The organism is Arachnia propionica (assembly GCF_037055325.1).
GTDB lineage: Bacteria > Actinomycetota > Actinomycetes > Propionibacteriales > Propionibacteriaceae > Arachnia.
The window spans coordinates 351,410-375,497 of the sequence record NZ_CP146373.1; the positions used below are offsets into that span (position 1 = coordinate 351,410).

Below are 24,088 nucleotides of genomic sequence, written 5' to 3' on the forward strand. Positions count from 1 at the left end.
ACAGTTTCAGAGCAGCTCCTTGAACTTCTTGAAGAAAGATTTGTGTTTCGGGCCGTACACCTTGACGTTTCCGAAGATACAGACACCGGTCAGCACCAGCTCCGGACCGCTCTCATCCGGTTCCAGACCGGCCACCCCCACGTCCCCGAAAATGCAGGCGGCCTCGTTGCGGACCCTAACCCCGGTGGGAACCCGCAGGACCACATCGCCCATGGCCACCATGACGTTCAACTGGGGGGACGCGGAATCGAACACGGCTTTGGTCAGGTCCAGTTTCACGTCGCCGAAGACCGTGTTCACGTGGGTGTTGGCACGCACCCGCCAGCCCTCGCCCCGTTTTGCATCCCCGAAGATCGCGACGATGTTCTCGCTTTCCGGTCCTGCCCCCGCAGGATCGACCAGCACGCGCGACTGGTCGTCCCGGGTGCTCTCCACCAGATACGAGGCGGGCTTGGGAGTGGTGGATACCAGGTCGGTGGTGATCTCCCGCAGATCCCCGAAAGTTTTTGCTTCCCAGGTCCTGTTGAGGCGTTCGTCGTGTTCTTCGCGCGTCAGGCGACCATCGGAGTAGGCATCGGTCAACAGCTGTTCGATGGCCGTACGGTCCGCATCCGAGCAGCGTAGGTGGTCCGGTTGGGGCATGGGGGTCAGCTTACGCGGTTCCCAAGTGGCCCATGCAGGCCCGATCCGCTTCCCGGGGTAGGGTTGGTGCCCGTTCGGGTCGGATGGAAGGAGCGGTCGTGGGGGATACGTTCGTACACCTGCACTGCCACACGGAGTTCTCGATGCTCGACGGCGCCGCGCGCGTCCACGATCTGTTCAAGGGCGCGGAACGCATGGGCATGCCGGCGCTGGCGATCACGGATCACGGGAACCTCTACGGGGCCTACGAGTTCTACAAGGCATCCAAAAACTACGACGTCAAACCCATCATCGGTCTGGAGGCCTACCTCACCCCCCGTACCCATCGCACCGAACGCAAACGCGTGCAATTCGGTGACGGCACCGGAGACGACGTCGCATCGAAGGGCGCATACACCCACATGACGATGTGGGCCTCCGACAAGCAGGCCATGCACAACCTGTTCAAGCTCAGCTCTCGAAGCTCCCTGGAAGGATTCTTCTACAAACCCCGAGCCGACCGAGAACTCCTGAACGAATACGGCAAAGGGCTGATCGCCACCACGGGCTGCCCCTCGGGTGAGGTCCAGACCTTCCTTCGACTCGGCCAGTACGACAACGCACGGGCCGCGGCGGCGGAGTTCCGCGACATCTTCGGGGAGGGTAATTTTTACGTCGAATTGATGGATCATGGCTTGTCGATCGAGAACAAGGTGCGACGTGACCTGCTCCGCATCGCCAAGGACCTGAACCTACCTTTGGTGGCCACCAATGACCTCCACTACGTGCATGCCGAGGACGCCGATGCCCACGACACCCTGCTGTGCGTTTCGGCCGGTTCCCGCAAGGCCCAGACCGACCGGTTCAAATTCGATGGTTCCGGCTACTACCTTAAGAGCTCTGAGGAGATGCGAGCCTTGTTCAAGGACATCCCCGAGGCCTGTGATAACACCTTGGCCATCGCTGAACGCATCGAAACCGTCTTCGATGAGGGTATTGGCACGTACATGCCACGTTTCGACTGTCCAGAGGGCGAAACCGAGGACTCCTGGTTCCACAAGGAGGTGGAGAAGGGACTCCACCAGCGTTACCCCGACGGCATTCCCGACGCGGTCATCGAACGTGCCGAGTTCGAATCCGGAATCATCTCCAAGATGGGCTTCACCGGCTATTTTCTGGTGGTTGCGGACTTCATCAACTGGGCTAAGAACAACGGCATCCGAGTGGGTCCCGGACGGGGATCGGGGGCTGGATCCATGTGCGCCTATGCCATGCGCATCACCGACCTCGATCCTCTCGAGCACGGCCTGCTGTTCGAGAGGTTCCTCAACCCCGAACGCATCTCCATGCCGGACTTCGACATCGACTTCGACGATCGCCGCCGCGGTGAGGTGATCCAGTACGTCACCCACAAGTACGGCTCCGACAAGGTTGCCCAGATCATCACCTACGGCTCCATCAAAGCGAAGGCCGCTGTCAAGGATGCATCCCGGGTGCTGGACATGCCGTTCGCCGTCGGGGAGCGGATCACCAAGGCCATGCCTGCCGACGTCATGGGCAAGGGGGTTCCGCTGCCGGACCTGTTCAACCCGGAACACAAACGCTACGCCGAGGGTCAGGAGTTCCGGGACCTCTACGACTCGGACCCGGACGTCAAGACCGTGGTCGAGGCGGCCAAGGGAATCGAGGGCCTGAAACGCCAGTGGGGTGTGCACGCCGCAGGGGTGATCATGTCGAATGCCCCCCTGCAGGACGTCATCCCGGTGATGAAACGGGAATCCGACGGTGCCATCATCACCCAGTTTGACTACCCGGGATGCGAATCCCTCGGGTTGATCAAGATGGACTTCCTGGGGTTGCGGAACCTCACGGTGATCGCCGATGCGGTGAACAACATCAAGATCAACCGCGACATCGATATCGTGCTGGAGGATCTTCCCCTGACCGATTCGGCCACCTATGATCTGCTGCAACGCGGCGATACCCTGGGGGTCTTCCAGCTCGATGGTGGCCCGATGCGACAGCTCCTGCGTTCCATGCAGCCCGACTGCTTTGAAGACATCTCCGCCGTCGGCGCGCTCTATCGCCCCGGTCCCATGGGGGCCGACTCGCACAACAAATACGCGCGACGCAAGACTGGACGCGAGACGGTGGAACCGATCCACCCGGAGCTCGCCGAAGCCCTCGAACCGATTCTGGGGGAAACCTATGGCCTGATCGTCTATCAGGAACAGGTGATGGCGATCGCCCAGCAACTTGCCGGATATACGCTGGGCGCCGCCGACATGCTTCGCCGCGCCATGGGCAAGAAGAAGAAGGCGGAGCTGGACGCCCACTACGAACGCTTCAGCAAGGGCATGCAGGAACGAGGGTTCAGTCAGGAACCCATCGACGTGCTCTGGAACATCCTGCTGCCTTTCTCGGATTACGCCTTCAACAAGGCTCACTCAGCCGCCTACGGGGTGGTTTCCTACTGGACTGCTTACCTGAAGGCGAACTATCCGACCGAGTACATGGCGGCCTTGCTGCAGTCGGTCCGCGATGACAAAGACAAGTCCGCCGGCTACCTGGCGGAGTGTCGTCGCATGGGAATTCACGTCCTGCCGCCCGACGTCAATTCCTCCGAGATCGCCTTCACCCCGGTCGGAAAGGACATCCGTTTCGGCCTGGGGGCCGTCCGCAACGTCGGCGACAAGGTGGTTTCCGCGTGGACCACGGAACGGGCCCGGGCTGGAAAGGCCAAGGACTTCTACGACTTCCTCGACAAGGCGCCCCTGCTGATGTGCAACAAGCGGGTGATCGAGTCGCTGATCAAGGCAGGTGGGTTCGACGAGCTGGGACACAGCAGGAGGTCGCTGATGACCGTCCACGAGGATGCCGTCGACTCGGTCATCGAACTCAAGAAGAACGAGGAACACGGGCAGTTTGACCTCTTCGGAGAATTCGGCGGTGATGGCGAGGAAGGTGGTCTCGACAGGCAACCCGTCCCCGACCTGGACGAATGGGACAAGCGCACGAAACTGGCCTTCGAGCGGGAGATGCTCGGACTCTATGTCTCTGACCACCCGCTCAACGGCTTGGAACATGTGCTGCTTCAGCACGGCAAACATTCGGTTTCGAGTCTCGCTGCGGAAGGCGGATTCCGAGGCGAGACCACCGTGTGCGGGCTCATCACCTCGGTGACCAGACGGGTCAACAAGAAAGGGGCCTTCTACGCGGTCCTCATGCTGGAGGACCTGGAGGCCAGCATCGAGGTCACGGTCTTCCCGAAGGTCTATGATGCGGTGGCCCAGTATTTGGCGCCGGACACCATCGTCGCGGTCAAGGGAGTGGTCGAGGATTCGGAGGATCGGGCACGGATGCGAGCTCAGGACGTGCACGCCCCGCAGGTGAGCGCTGACGGCGGCCTGGGGCCGGTGGTGCTGACCTTGCCGACGATGCGTTGCACTCCAGGGGTTGTCGGCAACCTCAAGCAGGTGCTGTCGGGCCATCCCGGGTCGGCGGAGGTACATCTCCAGCTCCGCAACGGTGACCGGCTCACCACCTTCCGGCTCGGCAATGGTTTCCATGTTGCCCCGAGCTCGCCGCTGTTCGCCGATCTGAAGGCACTCCTGGGACCGAATGCGGTGTCCTTCGGGAGGGGAGCTACTCATGGCTGAGGCCCGCCCTTCCCGGGCCATGCCACGCCTGCTGTGGCGTGTGCTTCAGTTCCTCGGGGTGCTGCTGGGGCTGGGAGTTCTGTGTGCCCTCATCTGGGCATGGCTCGCGCGTAGGCCCGGGTATCTCGTGTCCCAGGAACTCGGAGCGAGCCTGCCGGAACGAGGGCTCGCTGAGGTCTTTTCGACGGATGCGCTGTTCGCGCTGCTCGCCGCTCTCAGTGGTATCGCAATCGGGTTGATCTCCTGGTGGTGGTTCAGGGACCGCGGCTGGTGGGTGTGTGTGGCGGCTGTCGGTGGAGCGCTGGCGGTCTGTCTGCTCACATGGCTGGGCGGGATGTGGATCCTGCCGCCGACCTTCGACGCCCGCCTGGCTGCGGCTTCTGCTGGGGACATCATCCCAATCGACCTGACCCTACATTCGATGTCCGCTCTGCTGGTGGGGCCGTTCTGCGCCATCACCCCTGTGATGCTGCTCGCAGCGTTCTGGCCTGAATCGCCACCACATCAGGTACCGCCATCGGAACCTCGGAGGATCGCGGCGGTAGACTGACCGACTGTGCTTAGAACGGTTGACCTGACCGACCTCGTGGGTGACTATCGCGCCCATATTCCCCGAGCGGCTTTGGACGTCGCGGGAGCCATGGATGCGGTACGGGAGGTGTGCGACGCAGTCCGTGAGCGAGGAACTGAGGCACTTGCCGAGTACTCGCATCGCTTCGACGGTGTGGTTCCCGTGACCTTTCGGGTGCCGGAGCGGGTTCTGGCGAAGGCCGCCGAACAACTCGACCCAAAGCTCCGGGAAGCCTTCGAGGAATCCATCAGGCGTCGCCGCGTGGTCGCCGAAACTCTGGAATGTGATCCCGACCCCGCCCCCGTGGTCCTAGCCGAGGGCGCCTGGGTGGGGTTGCGTAATATTCCTGTCGAACGGGTCGGTCTCTACGTGCCGGGCGGGCTCGCTCCGCTGGCCTCCAGCGTGATCATGAACGTCGTCCCTGCCCAGGTGGCCGGTGTCCGGGAAATAGCTGTCGCATCCCCGCCGCAGGCCGGTTTCGGCGGCTGGCCGCACCCGAACATCCTCGCGTTGTGTCACATGCTCGGCGTTGAGGAGGTCTACGCCGTCGGCGGGGCCCAGGCAATCGCGATGTTCGCCCATGGGGTGGCTGGCCTCTGCGCACCTGTCGCCATGGTCACCGGTCCCGGGAACATTTACGTGGTGGCTGCGAAACGGTTGGTGCGGGGAATTGTGGGCATCGACTCCGAGGCCGGACCCACCGAGATCGCCATTATCGCGGACTCCTCCGCGAATCCCGCCTACGTGGCCGCCGACCTGATCTCCCAGGCCGAACACGACCCGATGGCCGCATCCGTCCTGATCACGGACTCCCCTGAGCTCTCTGACTCGGTGGCGGTCGAGCTGGGCTCTCAGGTTGCTGTCACGAAACACCGGGAGCGGATCCGCACCGCTCTGACGGGGCAACAGTCGGCTGTACTACTGGTGCGTGACCTCGACCAGGCGGTTGATGTGGCTGACGCCTACGCCGCCGAGCACCTGGAGATCCAAACCCGCGACGCCGGAAAGGTAGCTGCCCGGATCAACAATGCTGGTGCCATCTTCGTCGGCGATTCCTCGCCCGTCAGCCTCGGCGACTACTCGGCTGGCTCTACCCATGTCCTGCCGACCGCGGGCTGCGCGTGCCACGGATCGGGTCTGACCGTGCGCTCCTTCATGCGCACCGTGCACGTCATCGACTACTCGGTGCAGGCCCTGAATGACATCGCCGATGGGATCGAACGGTTCGCGCTGGCCGAGGACCTACCCGGGCACGCCGCGGCGATCACGGTCAGGACGAGACGATGAGCGGCTTCTCCAGCCTGCCGCTCCGGGAAGACCTGGTGGGGGAGGAGCCCTACGGCGCACCGCAGATTGACGTACCCGTGGTCCTCAACGTCAACGAGAACCCCTATCCGCCCTCCAGAGAATTGAGGCGGGCCATGGGAGAGGCCATCCAGGAAGCCGCGGCGACGATGAACCGCTACCCGGACCGGGAAGCGGTAGCACTTCGTGAGGACCTGGCGGCCTACCTTGGCAATGGTCTGACTGCTCGCAACGTCTGGGTGGGAAACGGATCCAATGAGATCATGGGGCAGCTGCTGACCGCTTTCGGAGGGCCAGGTCGCAAGATGCTGACCTTCACTCCCACCTACTCCATGTATCCCGAGTACGCACGCAACACCTGCACCACCTACGTGACCGAATCCCGCAATCCGGACTTCACGCTGGATGCCGACCTGATGCTCTCCGCGATGGAACGCCACACCCCGGCAGTGGTCGTCATCACCACCCCAAACAATCCGACCGGCACGTGCACCGCTCCGGAGGTGATCGATGAGATCTGCTCCGCCACGGACGCGATCGTCGTGGTCGACGAGGCCTACCAGGAGTTCTCCCGCCGCCCCGGGGCATTGTCGCTGCTGGCCAGACATCCCAGGCTCGTGATCACCCGCACCATGTCGAAGGCCTTCGCCATGGCCGGTGGACGCGTCGGATACCTGGCAGCCGCCCCGGAGGTCGTGAACGCCTGCCGGATTGTGCGGCTGCCCTACCATCTGAGCCTCCAGACCCAGGTCCTGGCCCGGGTGGCCCTTGCACACCGGGACGAACTGCTGGCCCAGGTGGAGGAACTGACCGAGGAATGTCGGGCCTTCCAGGGCTGGCTGCGGGGCCACGGCTACGAGGTGGTGCCCTCGGATGCGAATTTCGTACTGTTCGGGCGCTTCACGGACCGCCACGCCGTGTGGCAGGGGCTGCTGGATCGAGGGGTACTGATTCGCGAAACCGGACCCGAGGGATTTCTGCGGGCCTCCGTGGGCACCCCCCGGGAAATGGCGGCCCTGAAACGGGCCATCACCGAGAACAATCCGGAAGGACGTCATTCATGAGCCGCACCGCAACCAGGTCCCGGACCACCAGCGAGTCAGAGATCACCGTCACCCTCGACCTGGACGGAACCGGCCTGAGCCGGATCTCGACCGGGGTTGGTTTCTACGATCACATGCTCACCGCACTGTCCAGGCACTCCTTGATTGACCTTGACATCCAAGCCAGCGGAGACGTGCACATCGATGGGCATCATGTCGTCGAGGACACCGCGATCGTGCTCGGTCAGGCGCTGGGCGAAGCCCTCGGGGACAAACGCGGCATCCGGCGCTACGCGGACGCCACCGTGCCCCTCGACGAGGCCCTGGCGCACTGCGTGGTCGACGTGGCGGGACGCCCCTACGTGGTGTGCTCGGGCGAACCCGAGGGACAGGCCTACGCCCGCATCGGCGGATCGGGTGTCACCTACGCGGGTTCCATGACCTACCACGTTTTCGAGTCCCTTGGTGTGAACGCTGGCTTGTGCATCCACCTGCGGCTCCTCGCAGGTCGTGACCCCCATCACATCGTCGAGGCCGAGTACAAGGCCCTGGCCCGCGCTTTGCGTGATGCCGTCGCCCTCGACCCGCGCGTTGTGGACGTGCCCTCCACGAAGGGGGCGCTCTGAAACCCCGGGTGGGATTGTTCGACTACGGATCGGGCAACCTGCATTCTGCAGCACGTGCCTTGGCGGCGGCCGGGGGCAAGGTTGTGCTGACCGCGGACATCCAGGAACTGGCGGGATGCGATGCGCTGGTGGTGCCCGGCGTCGGGGCCTACGCCGCCTGCATGGCGGGGCTGCAGGCTGCCGGGGGATCGGAGCTGCTGGAGGGGTGGCTGCCCACCGGGAAACCGCTGCTGGGCATCTGCGTGGGACACCAGATTCTCTTCGAGGAGGGCACCGAGCACGGCATCTGCACCGCCGGTCTCGGCCTCTGGCCAGGAACCGTGCGCCCCCTGACGGCCCGCCGGCTTCCGCACATGGGCTGGAACCGCGTCGAGGTTCCCCCCGGCAGTCGTCTGTTTTCCGGCATCGAGGACGAACGGTTCTATTTCGTTCACAGCTACGCGGTGACCCAGATGTCGGGAAATGACGGCGTCCTGGTGACCACCGCCACTCACGAGGTTCCCTTTGTGGCCGCAGTGGAACGTGGGAACGTCTGTTCCACCCAGTTTCATCCTGAGAAATCCGGGGAAGCCGGCGCGCGGCTGCTGCGCAACTGGCTGGGACTGTAGGCCCTTCAGGAGGCCAGCTGATCCACCAGTTGAGGTAACCCGATGGCCGCAGTGGTGCACCAGTGCAGGTCGCAGTCCAGGTTGGTGGGATTCGGGTTGACCTCCACCACGAACGCCCCGGCACGTGCCGCCAACCCAGGGAGGGCGGCTGCCGGATAAACGATCGAGGAGGTCCCCACCACCAGGGCCAGGTCGGCTAGCTGGGCGGCCTCCACGGCCGCGTCGATGTCGGTCGCGTCCAGGGGTTCGCCGAAGAACACGATGCTCGGCCTGAGGTCGCCCCCACAGGATTCGCACGGGGATGGCTGGACGCGCAGGACCGGTTCTCTGGAGGCCATTGACAGGTCCGGCTGGCCGGGAAGACCGCAGTCGATGCAGTGGAAACGGTCGAGCCTGCCGTGGAGATGGGAGAGCACCGCCGAGCCTGCTCGCTCATGGAGGTCATCAATGTTCTGAGTGACGATATCCATGTGCTGCTGAGAAAATCTTTGGCCCTCTAAACCCGCCCAGCGGGCAAGCGCCTCGTGTCCTGCGTTCGGGGATGTGGAGTTCACGATCCCGATGCGCCACAGGTACCAGGCCCACACCAGCTCGGGATCTGCACGCCACCCCTCCTCGGTGGCCATCGCCTCGGGGGAATACCGGGACCACAGGCCAGCTGATTCATCACGGAAAGTGGGGACTCCCGACTCCGCCGACATACCAGCCCCGGTCAGCACCAGGATTCTGCGAGCTGAGCGCGCTCGTTCCAGCAACTCGGGGGGAAGCGGTTCCAGTTTCTGGCGGTTCATGTCCCTACTCTTGCACAGCGCCACCGCGCATGGACCCCGTGCGCAGGGATGGGGACGGTCTGCGGAAGCTGGGTGCAGGGCCGGCCTGCCGACCTATATCTGGTGAGTCACCCACTCCGGGTGGGAATATTCTGACTTGGTGAAGACCTTGGTGACCGGATTCGAACCCTTTGGCGGTTCCGACCGCAATCCTTCCGCGGAACTGATCACCCGGCTCGAGGGTGAAGCCATCACCGTGGTGCTTCCGGTGGAGTTTGAAGCGGTGAGAAAAGTGGTTCCGGATCTGCTGGCCGAGCATCGCCCCACCCATGTGGTGTGTCTGGGCTTGTCCGGCTGCGCAACGGGACTGACCCTGGAGCGGGTCGCCATCAACCTGATCGACGCCCGTATTCCTGACAACGCTGGGGACCAACCCGTGGACCGACCGGTGATTCCCGGTGCTCCAGCGGCCCGGTTCTCCACCCTGCCCGTGAAAGCCATGCTGCGTGCCGTGCAGGCCACCGGGATTCCAGGAGAACTCTCTCTCAGCGCCGGAAGCTATGTCTGCAACGCTCTGCTTTATCACGTGCTGCACGCGGCTGCCGCCTTCCCCCGGGACATTCGACCGAGATGTGGATTCATCCACGTTCCCTTGGAGGACGCTGTCGACCTCGATTCCCAGGAACGAGGCCTCAGAGCAGCCATGGCGCACCTCGACGTTTCTGAGATTCATTTCGCGGACGGCGAGCTCTGTTAGAACCTCTTCGTGCTTTTAACCCCGGCTGGCGGCTCTCTGCCATGCAGACCAGCTTCGCGGTAGGGTTGCGCGTCGTGGAAGCATTGCAGTTGTTGCCCGCAGTCGATGTGCAGGATGGTCGGGCCGTTCAACTCGTCCAAGGCGTTGCAGGTACCCAGAAGGAATTCGGGGATCCGCTGGCAGCGGCACTCAGGTGGCAGGAAGAAGGCGCGTCCTGGATTCATCTGGTTGATCTCGACGCCGCCTTCGGGTGTGGCTCCAACGCCGCTCTGCTCGCCGAGATCATTGGCGCACTGGACGTAGACGTTGAACTCTCCGGGGGAATTCGGGATGACGCATCCTTGGAGCTGGCCCTCCGCACCGGGTGTCGACGGGTGAACATCGGTACCGCCGCCCTGGAACGACCGGAATGGTGCGAACAGATCATCGATACCCACGGCGACCGCGTCGCCATCGGACTGGACGTGCGCGGAGAGAAGCTCGCTGCTCGCGGCTGGATCACAGAGGGGGGGCCGTGGGTCGAGACCCTCGACCGGTTGGCCGCAGCCGGGTGTCGGCGTTTTGTGGTCACCGACGTCAACTCTGACGGCATGTTGACCGGTCCGAACCTCGACCTGTTGGGTGATGTCTGTGCCCGCACCGACGCCGCCGTGATCGCGTCCGGTGGTATCTCCACCCTGGACGATCTGCGCGCCCTGCGAGGGCTCGTCCGTGACGGCGTGGAGGGGGCCATAGTCGGCACCGCCCTCTACCTCGGCAGGTTCACTCTGGCCGAGGCCATCGAAGTCGCTGGCCCGCAGCAGATTGGAGGGGCGGCATGAGTCCCGCACCACGCACCAGTTTCGGAGCCTCAGAGTCGACACGCCTGCACACCCCGCCGCTGCTGACCGGGCGGATCGCTGAATTGCTCGCGGGCAAGAAGATTGCCATGACAGGCGTCACCGGTTTCATCGGTGAGCAGATGCTCTGGAAGTTCCTCACCGAGTGCCCGGACACGACCACGGCGGTGCTGGTACGCCGCAAGGGCTCCCTGTCCGCCACACAACGTGTCGCATCGCTGCTGAAAAAGAAGATCTTCAAGGATCTCGTCGCCGAAGCAGGTTCCGTGGAGAAGCTGATGGCTGATCGCATCGATGTGATCGAAGGGGATCTCCCGGACGCACCGGAGCTACCACGTGACATCGATGTAATGGTTCACTGCGCAGGAGACGTCTCCTTCGACCCGCCCATCGACGCTGCGTTCAAGACCAACGTGCTCGGCGTCAAGGCGTTGCTGAAACGATTTCGTGAATCTTGTTCCGACGAGAACGGCAACCTGGTGCGCGTCCCGCACTACGTCCACATTTCGACGGCCTACACCGCGGGGCGTCGCAGGGGACCTATCCCGGAGGCCGCCCACCCCCACGAAGTGGACTACGAGGCCGAGACCCGGGCTGCTTTGGCGATGACGGACCTCGTCGAGGCCCGGTCCCGTACCTCCGAGCGATTGACGGCGCTGCGTAAGGAGGCCGAGAAACTGCACCGCCGCGCCGGGTACCTCACCACCAGCGAGGACACCGAAAGGCGACGCCTCGAGTGGGTGAAGAAGGAATTGGTGGCTGCGGGCACGGAACGGGCCCGTTCGCTGGGGTGGACCGATGTCTACACCTTCGCCAAAGCGATGGGTGAGGTGGTCGTTGCGGACCTGTGCCATGACATGCAGGTCTCGATTGTCCGCCCTGCCATCGTGGAGTCGTCGCTGAAATACCCCTACCCGGGATGGATCGAGGGCTTCAAGATGGCTGATCCGATCATCCTGGCCTATGGGCGAGGACAGTTGCCGGAGTTCCCGGCCTCCCCGGATGCCGTGATCGACATCATTCCCTGTGACTACGTGGTCAACACCATCGTTGCGGTCTGCGCTACCCAACCGAAGGTGGGGGAACCGGAGTTCTACCACTGTTCCTCGGGGGCCAGAAACCCCCTGACCTTCCGTGGTATCTACGAACACATCCGCTCCTACTTCTCGCGTCACCCATACCGCGATGGGCAGGGCACCCACCAATTGGCGACGTGGAACTTTCCGGGACCGGAACCGGTGGAACGCAAGCTTTGGTTTGCGGAAAAAGGGGTCGCGATAGGCAATTGTCTGCTGGGATTCGCTCCACGCGGGAAGAGGACCCGCGCGGCTGCCCGGGCTCTCGACAAGACCGCGAAGCAGCTGGACTTTCTCAACAGGTACCTGGGTCTCTACGGTGAGTATCTCCAATCCGAACTGCACTTCGTCGATGACTGCACCCTTGCACTGCACAACAGCCTTCATGAGAAGGACCGCGAGGTCTTTGGGTTCGATTCGGGAAATCTCGACTGGACTCACTACCTGGAAGACGTTCATGCCCCGGCCATCACCGATCCCGTACGCCGTCTCGAGGCTGCCCGGCGTCGTCGCAAAGCCCGCTCCGCCACCTACCGGGACCTTAAACCCGCCAAACCTGGAACGGTGCTGGCAGCCTTCGATCTAGATGGCACCGTGATGACCACCAATGTCATCGAAACCTACCTGTGGTTGAAGCTGCCTGAGCTTTCCCTGACGCAGCGTGCGGGGGAATTGATGAGGGTTGTCGCTCAGCTCCCCAACTACCTGGGCGCCGAACGCAAGGATCGTGGCGTCTTCCTGCGGCAGGTCTATCGCCGCTATGAGGGTGCACGGTTGGATGAGCTGGAACACTTCGTCGATGAACGTTTGACGTCTTTCGTATTGGACCGAACCTCGCCCGAAGCGGTCCGGCGTATCCGGGAGCATCGGGAGGCGGGACACACCACGATCCTGCTCACTGGTGTCATCCGCCCCTTGACCAGACCGTTCGAGGGGCTTTTCGACCACATCGTCGCCGCCGATCTGGCGACGGATGAGGATGGGGTGTGCACCGGTTTCCTGACCGGACCTCCCATGGTGGGGGATTCCCGGGCAGCCTGGCTCACCCATTACGCTGGCCTCCACGGCGTTGATCTGTCAGCATCCTTCGCATACGCGGACAGCCACGTTGACCTGCCGATGTTGCGTTCTGTCGGCAATCCCGTTGCGGTCAGCCCCGATATCGGCTTGATGCGTGCCGCAAAGGAGTCCGGTTGGTCCATCATCGAGTGGCCTTCTCATGCGATGCACCCCAGATGGAAGCTACCGTCATGAGTCGTCCCGGCTTTGCGCTGAAGGTCGACGAGCACACCCCACAGCTGCTCACCCTTGCGGGGGACAGAGTTCGTCTGCAGCGTTTTCCTATCGGAACCGAGGTGATCTACCCTCCACAGCCCGTTGCCTCCTCGGACCCCGTCGCTCTGGTTGAGGGGGCTCTCGCGAATCCCGTCGACAGCGCATCTTTGGAAAAGTTGCTGCGGCCCGACATGAAGCTGACACTCGTGGTGGGCAATGTCGACCCGGTGCAGCCGAGGATGCGTTTCGACATCAGACGCACCATCCTTGAGCGCGTTCTCGAGCATGCCGCCAGAGCACAGGTAGACGATGTTGCCATCGTGGTGGCAGGTGGTCTGGGGCCCCGTTGGGGCGGTCAGGAGATCGTTGAGGCCCTCGGGGATCGTGTCGCTACGTCTTTTCTTCCCGAGGGAAGAATCATCAGCCATGACGTGACTGCGGAGGATTTGGTTACTGTTGTCACCTTGTCTGGGGAACCTGTCAGGGTGAATTCGCGAATCGCGGAGTCGGACCTGGTGGTGTCTGTGGACATCTGCCATGGTCCGAGAGAACCGATGTCGTTGGCGGTTGGGGCAACCGATGTGGCCACCATCAACCGTGTCTGCGGATTCGCTGGTAGTGATTCAGCACGTCGGGAGATCGTCACGGCGATTCACGGTGCCATTCCCATTTTTTCAGTGGTCGCGGTGCTCGGACAGCCCTACCTTGGGCGTCAGCTGAGTTTCATGAACCACTGCGAGTGGGAGTGGCGGTTTCCCGAACAGGTCGCCTATGCAACAGCTCGTCAGTTCGTCTCTCTGATGCCTCGGCAGGGTACTCAGAAACTTTATGCGGCGCCGCGAGCGGATTATGAACTCTGTGATGTGATCGGAGGCGCTCCCACGCAGGCAGCTGCCCGCGCCGCAGAGGTGTGGCGGGCCGCCAATACCGTAGCGGCGCCGCAAACCGGAATCCTCCTGACCTCTGTGTGGGGTAGCAGTTTCGATCCGGGGGATCCTGTGGGATCACCTGTCAATGCTGCGCACCAAGCCCTGTGCGATGCGGGAACTGATGCGGAGCATTCCTTTCTGCGGAACGACGGGGTGCTCATCGCGTTTCATCCGCTCGGCCGAATCTTCCCGAACCGGGTTCTCACCCCGGCTGCCGATTTCTTCACCAAGGTGCTTCCTGTCACGAAGGAACCGACCGAGATTCATGAAAGATGTGAACCCCAGGTCCTCGACGACGGCTGGTATGTGAAGCTCTACCGCAACCACAATGCATGGCATCCGTTGGCCGTTTTCCACACCTGGTACGAGATTCGCCGTGCAGCCAGCCGACTGGCTGATGTCATCTGGGTGGGAGCGGACCGTGAAACCACCCGTATCCTCGGTCAGCGGGCAGCGACCACGTTGGATGACGCACTCGAGCTGGCCTGGCAGATCACCGGTGACCGAGAGCCCGCCACCTACCTGCACGGGCCCGGACGGATCCTCGGGGAGCCTCGGTGATCACCTGGTTCTCTGACATGCTGGGGTTCGCCCGGACGGGATTCGGGCTCGTGCAGCGACGTCCGACAGACGCACCACACCCTGTGGGGCACAAACGCAACCGTTTGGCACGCTCAGACCTGACCGAAACCCCAAACCCGTTCAACCCTTTGACCTGGCGCTTGGACTACCAGGTGGCCGGTCTCGATTCGTTGACAGGAGTGGAGGGGCCGGTTGTCTTCGCAGTCAATGGACAAGGAGTCCTTGACTGGCAGGTTCTGAAAGCTGTGCTGCCCGCCCGGCTGCGCACGACCACCCGGAGCGTCAATCGTGCGCTGGCGAAGGGCCGAAGCATCGTCGTCTTCTCTGAACCCTCACTCATCGACGGCGGGGTGGGGGAATTCACCACGCTGCTGGCGGAACTGGCAACCGAGCACAATGTGCCGATAATTCCTGTGGCGATCGTCGGGACCTTCAAACTGAACGAGGTGCTGAAGCTGGCTCTGAGGCGAAGGCCCCGGATCTCCGTGCGGTTCGGCTCACCGATCTATGTCCGGGGCAGGTCGGTCACGGAAACAACCGACGTACTCCAGGGGGCGATAGGTGCGCTTTTTCACAGCGAGGAGCTCTCATGGTGGGCGGTCCGAAGGCATGCTCCCATGGCTAGCGGCGAGCCTATGCCCCGCTGGCGTAGGCTCTGGCAACAGACGGCACCGCGTCCCGATTGGCAGCGGCGCATCTGGAAGAGTGATGGGTGAGGAGGAGTCGTGGATCCCTACATCGAGAACAATCTCGCATGGCGCATTCTCACCCAAGATGACTGGGAGGATCTTCTCTCCTTGAGAGCCCAGCTGGAAGCGCTGGACGACCTCGTGTTACCCGCTACCGACCGGGTGATCGGAGAAAGTGTGCAAACCGTGACTCCGGGAGATGCCATCGGCGGTTGGGACTCCTACGGAAATCTGTCGGCATTCGGGTGGAACATCCCGGAACCGGGAAGCCATCCTGCGAAACTTTTTCTGCTTGGCGGGGTCCACCCAACCCACAGATATCAGGGAATTGGGCGTGCATTGTTGGCCTGGCAGGAGGAGAGGGCGCTCACCTGGCGGGACGAGCATCATCCAGGGGAGCCGATCTGGCTCGGCTCCTACGTGGAAGCGGATCAGGTCTGCCTGCGACATCTTCTTCTGGAGCGAGGATTCTTGGCGGAACGCTACTTCTTCGACATGCACAGAGAATTGTTTGACCTTCCCAGGCCACACGACATTCCCGGGCTGGTCTTTGAGAACTTCAGTCCAGAACGCAGCCACCAGGTGCTGCAACTGCACAATTCGTGCTTCAGCGCCCAGATAGACGATGATGCATGGGCGGAGTCACTGAAAGAGGAGACCTTCCGCAGCGACTGGTCATGGATCGCGATCAGCGGGGACGAAGTCGTCGGATACTGTCTGTCGGGGACCGACGACGCCGCGGGACTGGACGGTGTGATGGAGGGGTGGTGCGACCGGTTGGGTGTAGCTAGGGCCCATCGACATCACGGAGTGGCTCAGGCCCTGCTGTGCAGGTCCCTTCATTCGATGGCTGCATCCGGTTGTCCTGCTGCGGGAATCGGGGTTGACACCCGCAACCGTGCGGTCGCGGACTGGCTGCACCGGGTGCTGGGGTATGAGGAGCGCGACAGCGTGACTCTGTTCGGAAAGAGCATCCCGGCTGCTTGAGATAAGCTCGCTCAAGCAAAATTGACCTCTACCCGAAGGGCGGGATGCATGAGCGGACACTCCAAATGGGCTACGACCAAACACAAGAAGGCGGTCATTGACGCCAAACGCGGCAAGCTGTTCGCCAAACTGATCAAGAACGTTGAGGTGGCGGCCCGGCTGGGCGGTGGGGACCCAAGTGGCAACCCGACGCTCTACGACGCCATTCAGAAGGCCAAGAAGTCCAGCGTCCCCAACGACAACATCGACCGCGCTGTGAAACGTGGCTCCGGCGCCATATCCGGCGGCGCCGACTACGAGACGATCATGTACGAGGCCTACGGGCCCTCTGGGATCGCGATCCTGATCGAATGCCTGACCGACAACCGTAACCGCTCCGCCTCGGACGTGCGTGTCGCGGTCACCCGCAATGGCGGCACCATGGCGGATGTCGGATCGGTGCAACGCCTGTTCGCCCGCAAGGGAGTGGTCGTGGTTCCCAAACGGCAGGAGAGCAAAGAGGTCACGGAGGATGACCTGCTCGAAGCGGCCATCGAGGCTGGTCTTGAAGAGGTCAACGACGAGGACGAGGCCTGGGAGGTGGTCTGCGATCCTGGCGACACGGTGGAGGTCCGCAAGGCCATCGAGGCGGCGGGATTTGACTACGACTCCTCGGAGGTGCAGTTCGTTGCCTCCTTCGACCAGGAGATCGACACCGTGGAACTCGCCCAGAAAATCTTCCGTATCATCGATGCCCTCGAGGACTCCGATGACGTACAGAACGTCTTCACCAACCTAGACCTCACGCCGGAGGTGGCGGCTGCCCTCGATTCCGGGGATTGATCGTCTATAATCCGAACTGATGTTCGAGAGAAAGCGCATTCTGGGTATAGACCCTGGCCTCACCCGTTGCGGTATCGGCGTGGTTGATGGCACTGTGGGGCGGCCCCCCGTCTTCGTCGCGGTCGGGGTCGTACGCACCAGCCCGGGCCTGGATGTGGCTCATCGGTTGCTCCAGGTGGAGGCTGGACTCGAACAATGGTTCACCGAACACACCCCCGACGTGGTTGCAATCGAACGCGTGTTCGCCCAGCATAACACGGCATCCGTGATCGACACGGCGCAGGCTGCGGGGGTCGCCGCTCTGGTTGCGGCCCGGCGCGGGCTTCCTGTCACCTTCCACACCCCGAGCGAGGTCAAGGCGGCCGTCACCGGCTCGGGACGAGCTGACAAGTCCCAGGTGACTTCCATGGTCACCGCGATCCTGAGGCTCAATTTGCCGCCCCGACCGGCGGACGCAGCTGATGCCTTGGCTCTGGCCGTCTGTCACGCCTGGCGAGGCGGTCATACCAATCGATATGCGGCGCTGGTCGCGGCCGCGAGAGGAGAACGATGATCTCCCAGTTGACGGGTACCGTGACAGCTGCGGGAGCCGCCTGGTTCGTGATTGATGTCGGCGGGGTGGGTTTCCGTGGACACTGCACACCGGCCACGGCAGCCGCGCTGCGCCCGGGGGAGACGAGAACCATCCACACTTCCCTTGTCGTGCGTGAGGACTCGCTGACGTTGTTCGGCTTTGGCGGCGAATCCGAGCGGGAGGCATTCGAGCTGGTGCAGAGCGCATCGGGAGTGGGTCCCAGACTCGCTTTAGCCATCTGCTCCGTGCTGTCACCGGGCGACTTGAAACGAGCGATTCTCGCAGGCGACCTGCGTGCTCTGTGCCGAGTGCCCGGGATCGGCAACAAAAGCGCTCAGAAGCTGGTGCTGGAACTCAAGGACAAGGCAGGTCTGCTCGCCCTGGAAGAAGCGGAGCCGGAGGCTGTGAGCCCCGGTGTGGTGAACGAATCGTGGCGTGATCAGGTCCTGGAGGGCCTTCAGGGGCTCGGCTGGTCCACAAAGGAGGCCGGAACCGCGTGTGATGCCGTTGCAGATCTGGCAGCCGAGGGCGCAGGTGTGGCTCAACTGATGAGGGCTGCCCTCGGGGCATTGGCCAAACGCTGAGGAGGAAATCATGGATTTCTCTGAGGTGGATCCTGTCGGTCGTTCTGAGGAGAAGGACTTTGAGGCAGCTCTGCGGCCCAAGCGTCTGAGCGAGTTCGAGGGGCAACCCCGGGTTCGCGACCAACTTGGTCTGGTCCTGGCCGCGGCCAGGCATCGGGGCAGCAGCCCGGATCACGTGCTGCTTTCAGGGCCTCCAGGTTTGGGAAAAACCACTCTGGCGATGATCATCGCGGCGGAGCTCGGGGTGAATCTGCGCATCTCGTCAGGTCCCGCCATCCAACACGCAGGGGATCTGGCAGCGATCCTCTCGGGCCTCGACGAGGGTGATGTGCTGTTCCTCGACGAGATCCACCGACTCGCCCGCCCCGCCGAGGAGATGCTCTACCTCGCCATGGAGGACTTCCGGGTCGATGTTGTGGTCGGCAAAGGACCAGGGGCGACTGCCATACCGATAGATCTGCCCGCCTTCACTCTGGTTGGAGCAACAACCCGGGCGGGTCTGCTGCCGGGGCCGTTGCGGGATCGGTTCGGTTTTACCGCGCAGCTGGAATTCTACGATGCCGCAGATCTGGCGGGCATCGTCGCGGTATCGGCTGTGAAGTTGGGGGTGCAGCTGAAGGATGTGGCCGCCAAAGAGATCGCGGGCCGGTCGCGCGGTACTCCCCGGATCGCGAACCGCCTGCTGCGACGGGTTCGTGACTATGCCCAGGTGGGGGGACACCGGGAGGTGGAACGTGAGCATGCCCGGGCTGCCCTTGAACTGTATGAGGTGGATGAACGCGGCCTGGACCGACTCGACAGGGGAGTGCTGCGCAACTTGTGCACCCTGTTCGACGGAGGTCCCGTCGGCCTATCCACTTTGGCGCTCAGCGTGGGGGAGGAAACCGAGACCGTCTCCGAGGTGGCGGAGCCCTTCCTGATCCGTGAGGGCCTGATGATGCGCACCCCGCGTGGCCGGATCGCCACCGCGGCTGGTTGGCGACATCTCGGTCTGCGCCCTCCGGTCGGTGAGCCTTCATTGTTCGAGTGAGCTATTCTGACCCACGGCAAACCCGCCAACCGCCTCGTTAGGAATGAACAGATGCCAGGTCTCGATCTGCTTTTGATGCTCGTCCTCTTTGCGGGCGCCGTATATTTCTTGATGATTCGGCCCCAGCAGAAGCGCATGCGTGAACACCAGTCCCAGATTGACGCGCTGCAGCCTGGTGAGCGGGTCATCCTTACCTCCGGTATTTTCGCCACTCTTTCTCACATCGCCGACACACAGGCGATCGTGGAGCTGGCTCCCGGTGTCGAGGTGACCATCCTCAAACAGGCCATTGCACGCGTCGCCAAGAACGATGAGGAAGAGTTCGAATTCACCGACGAGGTGGAGGAGACCATCGAGGGCGAGGAGAACGTGGACGGTACTGACGCCTCCGAGCCGAAGGACGCCGCCGCGAGCGAAGAGCCCGTTTCCGAGAAACACTGAATCGAGCCCATATGGCAACGGTATCCCGCAAACCCCGACCCGCTTTGACGCTGTTCATCTTCATGGTCGCCATCGGCGCGATGTTCGGGATCATGGCATCGGCCGGTGCTTGGTCCCCCAAGCTTGGTCTCGACCTTCAGGGGGGCATGACCATCACCTTGACCGCCACGAATTCAACGGTCGACAAGGACTCGCTCGAGCTGGCCAAGAACATCATTCAGAAACGTGTCGATGGCTTGGGAATCGGTGAGGCATCGGTGACCACGTCTGGTGACAGACACATCGTCGTCTCCGCTCCCAACGTTCAGCGCGATGACATGGTGAAACTGATCGGCAGTACCGCCCAACTGACCTTCCGCCCCGTGCTTCACGTCGGCCAAGCAGCGCAGGAGAACACCGATCCCAACCTCCCCGGGCTTCCCACACCTACTCCGGAGCCAGGCGAGGTGGGGAGCGTTCTCAGCGTCGATGAGGTGTTGGCGTACACCGCAACGGAGCAGGACAACCAGGCATTCAAAGAGTTCAAATGCAGCGACAAGGTCGAGTCCCCACTGGACAGGGCCACGGTTGGTTGCGATCCGACGGGGCAGATGAAATACCTCCTCGGACCCGCGGCCATCGTCGGCGAACGTGTCGTCAGGGCCAACTCCGGGGTTCCGCAGGGGCAGATTGCCCATGTGGTGACCCTCGAGTTCGATGAGGCGGGCACGAGCACCTTCAGTCAGATGACCACAGCAATGGTCTCCAAGCAGGCGCCGGCCAACCAGTTCGCGGTGGTGCTCGATGGCGTGGTGCAGTCCGCACCGCGCGTTCAGAGCGCCATCACCAACGGCCAGGCCCAGATCACCGGCAGCTTTACCGCAGAGTCTGCGGCCGAACTCGCCAACATCCTGAAATTCGGCGCGCTGCCCCTCAACTTCGAGCCATCCCAGGTGGAGACGGTCTCTCCCACACTCGGCGGTGAACAGCTCCGTGTCGGCCTGCTCGCAGGCGGTATCGGCCTCGCGCTCGTGATCCTGTACTGTCTCGTCTACTACCGCGGTTTGGGACTTGTGGTGATCGGTTCCCTCGGTGTTGCGGCACTCGCGACCTATGCCTCCATGGTGGTTCTCGGCGAGGCGATGGGATTCACCCTGAACCTCCCGGCCATCGCCGGTGCGATTGTGGCAATCGGTGTGACGGCCGACTCCTTCGTCATCTACTTCGAACGCATTCGTGACGAGATACGTGACGGACGAAGTCTCAGATCCGCACTCATGACGGGGTGGACCAAGGCCAGACCCACGATCCTGGTCGCGGACATGGTGTCCATCCTGTCTGCCATCGTCCTGTTCATCCTCGCTGTTGGCGGGGTGAAGGGTTTCGCATTCTCCCTCGGCCTGACCACCCTGCTTGACTTGGCGGTCTGCTTCTTCTTCACCAAACCGCTCGTGCAGCTGCTGGGACACACCAAGTTCTTTGGTGAAGGCCATCGGCTCTCGGGTCTTGACGCCAGCCACATGGGTGTCAGCCGAGATTCCCTGCTGGGCCGTCGCAGTCGCCGCACCCACCGCGCCAAGGAGGCCTGATGTCTACCAAACACGGGCTGGCCCACCGCTTCTATACGGGCCAGATCTCCTACGACTTCGTCGGGCACAAGAAGTTCTGGTACACGTTCTCAGCCGTGATCCTCGCTGTCTGCTTCTTGGCGGTAGGTTTCAAGGGGCTGGTTCTTGGCATCGACTTCCGGGGCGGAACCGACTTTCAGGTGGCGCTGCCCGTCACCGAGACCACCGTCGACGAGGTACGTGCCAAGGTGGCCGGTTTCGAGGTCAAGGACCTTGGCGCCCAGGTCTTCTCCCTCGGGGAGAGTGCCGTGCGGATCCAGACGCGCGCTCTCGATCCCGAGGAGACCGTCTCGGTTCGTACCGCCATCGCCGCGCTGGCAAACGTGAAACCCGCTGACGTCACCTACACGGCGATTGGTGCCTCGTGGGGTGAGCAGATCTCTCGGCAGGCGCTGATAGCCCTGACGGTTTTCATAGCGCTCGTGATGGTGCTGATCGGTTTCTGGTTCCGAAACTGGAAGATGTCCCTGGCAGCCGTTATAGCTCTGGCTCACGACCTGGTGGTTACCATTGGCATCTATGCCCTGATCGGTTTCACTGTCACTCCTGCGACCGTCATCGGTGTGCTGACCATTCTCGGATACTCCCTCTACGACACCGTGGTGGTCTTCGACCGGGTGACGGAGAACACGAGGAACCTGAAGGACAGCGGGAGGACATACGGGGAATCAGCCAACCTGGCGATCAACCAGGTGCTGATCCGGTCCCTGAACACCACCCTGATCGGGATCCTGCCGGTCACCGCCCTGCTGATCGGTGGTGCCATGTTGCGCAGTGGTCCTCTCGCCGATCTCGGCCTAGCGCTGTTCATCGGCATGATCGCTGGTGCCTACTCCTCTATCTTCATCGCCACCCCGCTGCTGGTGCAGATGAAAGAACGGGAACCTGACCAGATCGCCCACCGCGCATCACTGGCGCGCAAGGCCGAACGTGCGACCGCCAAGGCCGAACGCAAACTGTCCAGGGAGACAACCGACGACAAGGAGGACGTCTCGGGCAGCGAGGCCGTCGTCGCCTCGGGAACACGCAGACAACAGCGCAGCAACCTGTCGCGCGAGCAGAGGAAGCGTCAGAAGCGATGAGCTTGATTTCCTCCCTGATCGCGGACGTACCGGACTGGCCCAAACCCGGGGTGGTCTTCAAAGACATCACCCCATTGCTGGCCTCCCCCGAGGGTCTCCGGCAAGCGGTTGACGCAATTGTGGCGTCAGCTCCCGAGGCCATTGACGTGGTGGTTGGTATGGAAGCTCGGGGATTCATCTTTGCCACCCCCGTTGCCCTGGCCCTCGGAGCCGGGTTCGTGCCGGTCCGGAAACCAGGGAAGTTGCCACGTCCTGTGTTAAGCGAATCCTTCGATCTCGAATACGGCACGGCGACCCTCACCATGCACGCGGATGCCCTCGTCGCGGGGGCACGTGTGCTCATCGTGGATGACGTGCTCGCCACCGGAGGCACCATCGCCGCCACGGCAGCATTGCTGAAACGACTCGGAGCAGAGCTTGTGCACGTGAGCGTGCTCCTCGAGCTCACAGCCCTCGGTGGCAGGGAAAAGCTTGCTGAGCAGGGAATCAGTAGTTGTTCGGCGGTTCTGACGAGCTAGGGCCGTGGGCAGACTGAGGAAGCGGGTTCCCAAGGGGTATGCCACCTCAATGGTGAGCATGCCTCGTCCGCAGGTCCAGCCGCTGCGTGAGCTCGGCAAACGAGGTGTGCTGGCGCTCCTGCTGTTGATGATCAGCACCTTTGTTGTGTGGCTGGACCGCGATTCTTACATCGACAACAGCCGCCACGACGGGGTTAGTTTCATCGATGCTCTGTACTACTCAACGGTCACAATGACCACCACGGGTTACGGCGACATCACCCCTCTTGCCCCGCACGCCCGGCTCCTGAATGCGATCCTCATCACCCCGATGCGTGTCGGCTTCCTGGTGCTGTTGGTCGGTACCACCATCGCTGTGCTGGCCGATGAGGGCAGCCGCGCCATCCGTGACCTGCAGTGGAGGCAGAAAATGCGCAATCACGTTGTCGTGATCGGCTACGGCACGAAGGGCCGCAGCGCAATCAACACTCTTCGTCGTCACGGGGAACCGGACGACCGGATCGTCGTCATTGACAGCAGTGACGTCGCGGTGAATGAAGCCAACCTCGACGGGTTGGCCTCCTTTCTGGGGGATGCGACACGCCGTGATCTGTTGCGGCGGGCCGAGGTGTCCAAAGCCCGGAAGATCATCATTTGTTTGTCCCGCGACGATGCCGCTATTCTCACCACGCTCACCGCCAGGCAGCTCAACCCCGGGGCCAGCATCATCGTCAGCGTTCGTGAGAAGGACAACGTTGCCTTGGTCCGCCAGTCGGGTGCCACGTCTGTGGTGACCTCCTCGGACACGGTTGGACGGCTGCTCGGCCTGTCGGCGGTTGGCCCGGAGCTCGGAGCCATCATCCAGGATTTGCTGACTGCAGGAACAGGCCTGGAGGTTCAGCAACGACAGGCGATACCTAGTGAGGTAGGACGGTCCCCGAACGATGTCAAGGGGGAGCAGGTCATCGGAATTATCCGCAACGGAACTCTGCGGCGTTTCTACGATTCCACGGCGTCTAGTATCCAGACCGGTGATCAACTGATCGTCGTGCGTCGTGCGGAACGACCCAACCTGCGAGACACCGATGACTGAGCCAGACATCTGCGTCGATCG

General features: G+C 62.7%; 23 protein-coding genes. 21 read left to right on the forward strand and 2 right to left on the reverse strand.

The window, feature by feature from the left end:
- Nucleotides 1-6: 6 nt before the first annotated feature.
- Nucleotides 7-642, reverse strand: a complete 636-nt coding sequence (locus V7R84_RS01555; protein WP_338571321.1) for a DUF1707 domain-containing protein — start codon at nucleotides 640-642, stop codon at nucleotides 7-9.
- Between the two features lie 83 nt (nucleotides 643-725).
- Between V7R84_RS01555 and dnaE the strand changes: the two genes are divergently transcribed.
- The 6 genes from dnaE to hisH are packed head-to-tail and all read left to right on the forward strand — an operon-like array spanning nucleotide 726 to nucleotide 8,433.
- Entirely contained in the window at nucleotides 726-4,280 is a 3,555-nt protein-coding gene (gene dnaE, locus V7R84_RS01560; protein WP_338573772.1) for a DNA polymerase III subunit alpha, read from the forward strand.
- The gene (locus V7R84_RS01565; RefSeq protein WP_338571324.1) at nucleotides 4,273-4,830 is read left to right on the forward strand and encodes a hypothetical protein; all 558 of its coding nucleotides are present in this window, start codon (nucleotides 4,273-4,275) and stop codon (nucleotides 4,828-4,830) included. Before dnaE ends, V7R84_RS01565 begins: the two co-directional genes overlap by 8 nt.
- Nucleotides 4,831-4,836: 6 nt before the next feature.
- A complete protein-coding gene (hisD, locus tag V7R84_RS01570; RefSeq protein ID WP_338571327.1) occupies nucleotides 4,837-6,138 on the forward strand; it encodes a histidinol dehydrogenase in 1,302 nt (433 codons plus the stop codon).
- Nucleotides 6,135-7,220 (forward strand): histidinol-phosphate transaminase, encoded by a 1,086-nt coding sequence (locus V7R84_RS01575; protein ID WP_338571330.1) that lies wholly within the window; start codon nucleotides 6,135-6,137, stop codon nucleotides 7,218-7,220. The genes hisD and V7R84_RS01575 overlap by 4 nt, the downstream gene beginning before the upstream one ends.
- On the forward strand, nucleotides 7,217-7,825 hold the full coding sequence (gene hisB / locus V7R84_RS01580; protein WP_338571333.1) for an imidazoleglycerol-phosphate dehydratase HisB: 609 nt from the start codon (nucleotides 7,217-7,219) through the stop codon (nucleotides 7,823-7,825). Before V7R84_RS01575 ends, hisB begins: the two co-directional genes overlap by 4 nt.
- An 8-nt stretch (nucleotides 7,826-7,833) precedes the next feature.
- Nucleotides 7,834-8,433, forward strand: a complete 600-nt coding sequence (gene hisH / locus V7R84_RS01585) for an imidazole glycerol phosphate synthase subunit HisH (RefSeq protein ID WP_338571335.1) — start codon at nucleotides 7,834-7,836, stop codon at nucleotides 8,431-8,433.
- 5 nt (nucleotides 8,434-8,438) lie between these two features.
- On the opposite strand, the gene V7R84_RS01590 is transcribed toward hisH, so the two are convergent.
- Complete coding sequence (locus V7R84_RS01590; RefSeq protein ID WP_338571338.1) at nucleotides 8,439-9,224, reverse strand: NAD-dependent deacylase; 786 nt, start codon at nucleotides 9,222-9,224, stop codon at nucleotides 8,439-8,441.
- A 139-nt stretch (nucleotides 9,225-9,363) separates the two neighbouring features.
- On the opposite strand from V7R84_RS01590, the gene V7R84_RS01595 reads away from it, so the two are divergent.
- The 15 genes from V7R84_RS01595 (at nucleotide 9,364) to V7R84_RS01665 (ending at nucleotide 24,067) form a co-directional block, all read left to right on the forward strand.
- Entirely contained in the window at nucleotides 9,364-9,960 is a 597-nt protein-coding gene (locus V7R84_RS01595; protein WP_338571341.1) for a hypothetical protein, read from the forward strand.
- A gap of 41 nt (nucleotides 9,961-10,001) precedes the next feature.
- The gene (gene priA / locus V7R84_RS01600) at nucleotides 10,002-10,781 is read left to right on the forward strand and encodes a bifunctional 1-(5-phosphoribosyl)-5-((5-phosphoribosylamino)methylideneamino)imidazole-4-carboxamide isomerase/phosphoribosylanthranilate isomerase PriA (RefSeq protein WP_338571342.1); all 780 of its coding nucleotides are present in this window, start codon (nucleotides 10,002-10,004) and stop codon (nucleotides 10,779-10,781) included.
- Entirely contained in the window at nucleotides 10,778-13,129 is a 2,352-nt protein-coding gene (locus V7R84_RS01605) for an SDR family oxidoreductase (protein ID WP_338571344.1), read from the forward strand. The genes priA and V7R84_RS01605 overlap by 4 nt, the downstream gene beginning before the upstream one ends.
- Nucleotides 13,126-14,640 (forward strand): lactate racemase domain-containing protein, encoded by a 1,515-nt coding sequence (locus V7R84_RS01610; RefSeq protein WP_338571347.1) that lies wholly within the window; start codon nucleotides 13,126-13,128, stop codon nucleotides 14,638-14,640. Before V7R84_RS01605 ends, V7R84_RS01610 begins: the two co-directional genes overlap by 4 nt.
- A complete protein-coding gene (locus V7R84_RS01615) occupies nucleotides 14,637-15,377 on the forward strand; it encodes a hypothetical protein (protein WP_338571349.1) in 741 nt (246 codons plus the stop codon). The genes V7R84_RS01610 and V7R84_RS01615 overlap by 4 nt, the downstream gene beginning before the upstream one ends.
- A 9-nt stretch (nucleotides 15,378-15,386) precedes the next feature.
- Nucleotides 15,387-16,337, forward strand: a complete 951-nt coding sequence (locus V7R84_RS01620; protein WP_338571351.1) for a GNAT family N-acetyltransferase — start codon at nucleotides 15,387-15,389, stop codon at nucleotides 16,335-16,337.
- Between the two features lie 48 nt (nucleotides 16,338-16,385).
- Nucleotides 16,386-17,159 (forward strand): YebC/PmpR family DNA-binding transcriptional regulator, encoded by a 774-nt coding sequence (locus V7R84_RS01625; protein ID WP_338571354.1) that lies wholly within the window; start codon nucleotides 16,386-16,388, stop codon nucleotides 17,157-17,159.
- Nucleotides 17,160-17,199: 40 nt separating this feature from the next.
- Nucleotides 17,200-17,712 carry a crossover junction endodeoxyribonuclease RuvC gene (gene ruvC, locus V7R84_RS01630; protein ID WP_338573774.1) on the forward strand — a complete coding sequence of 171 codons (513 nt, stop codon included), beginning with the start codon at nucleotides 17,200-17,202 and terminating at the stop codon, nucleotides 17,710-17,712.
- Complete coding sequence (gene ruvA, locus V7R84_RS01635) at nucleotides 17,709-18,317, forward strand: Holliday junction branch migration protein RuvA (RefSeq protein ID WP_338571357.1); 609 nt, start codon at nucleotides 17,709-17,711, stop codon at nucleotides 18,315-18,317. The genes ruvC and ruvA overlap by 4 nt, the downstream gene beginning before the upstream one ends.
- Before the next feature lie 10 nt (nucleotides 18,318-18,327).
- Entirely contained in the window at nucleotides 18,328-19,347 is a 1,020-nt protein-coding gene (gene ruvB / locus V7R84_RS01640) for a Holliday junction branch migration DNA helicase RuvB (RefSeq protein ID WP_338571360.1), read from the forward strand.
- A gap of 51 nt (nucleotides 19,348-19,398) precedes the next feature.
- Complete coding sequence (gene yajC, locus V7R84_RS01645; RefSeq protein ID WP_338571362.1) at nucleotides 19,399-19,788, forward strand: preprotein translocase subunit YajC; 390 nt, start codon at nucleotides 19,399-19,401, stop codon at nucleotides 19,786-19,788.
- A 62-nt stretch (nucleotides 19,789-19,850) separates the two neighbouring features.
- Nucleotides 19,851-21,356, forward strand: a complete 1,506-nt coding sequence (gene secD / locus V7R84_RS01650; RefSeq protein WP_412728100.1) for a protein translocase subunit SecD — start codon at nucleotides 19,851-19,853, stop codon at nucleotides 21,354-21,356.
- Nucleotides 21,356-22,477, forward strand: a complete 1,122-nt coding sequence (secF, locus tag V7R84_RS01655; protein WP_338571366.1) for a protein translocase subunit SecF — start codon at nucleotides 21,356-21,358, stop codon at nucleotides 22,475-22,477. Before secD ends, secF begins: the two co-directional genes overlap by 1 nt.
- The gene (locus V7R84_RS01660; RefSeq protein ID WP_338571368.1) at nucleotides 22,474-22,995 is read left to right on the forward strand and encodes an adenine phosphoribosyltransferase; all 522 of its coding nucleotides are present in this window, start codon (nucleotides 22,474-22,476) and stop codon (nucleotides 22,993-22,995) included. The genes secF and V7R84_RS01660 overlap by 4 nt, the downstream gene beginning before the upstream one ends.
- 49 nt (nucleotides 22,996-23,044) lie before the next feature.
- Nucleotides 23,045-24,067, forward strand: a complete 1,023-nt coding sequence (locus V7R84_RS01665; RefSeq protein WP_338571370.1) for a potassium channel family protein — start codon at nucleotides 23,045-23,047, stop codon at nucleotides 24,065-24,067.
- The last annotated feature ends 21 nt before the right edge of the window (nucleotides 24,068-24,088 follow it).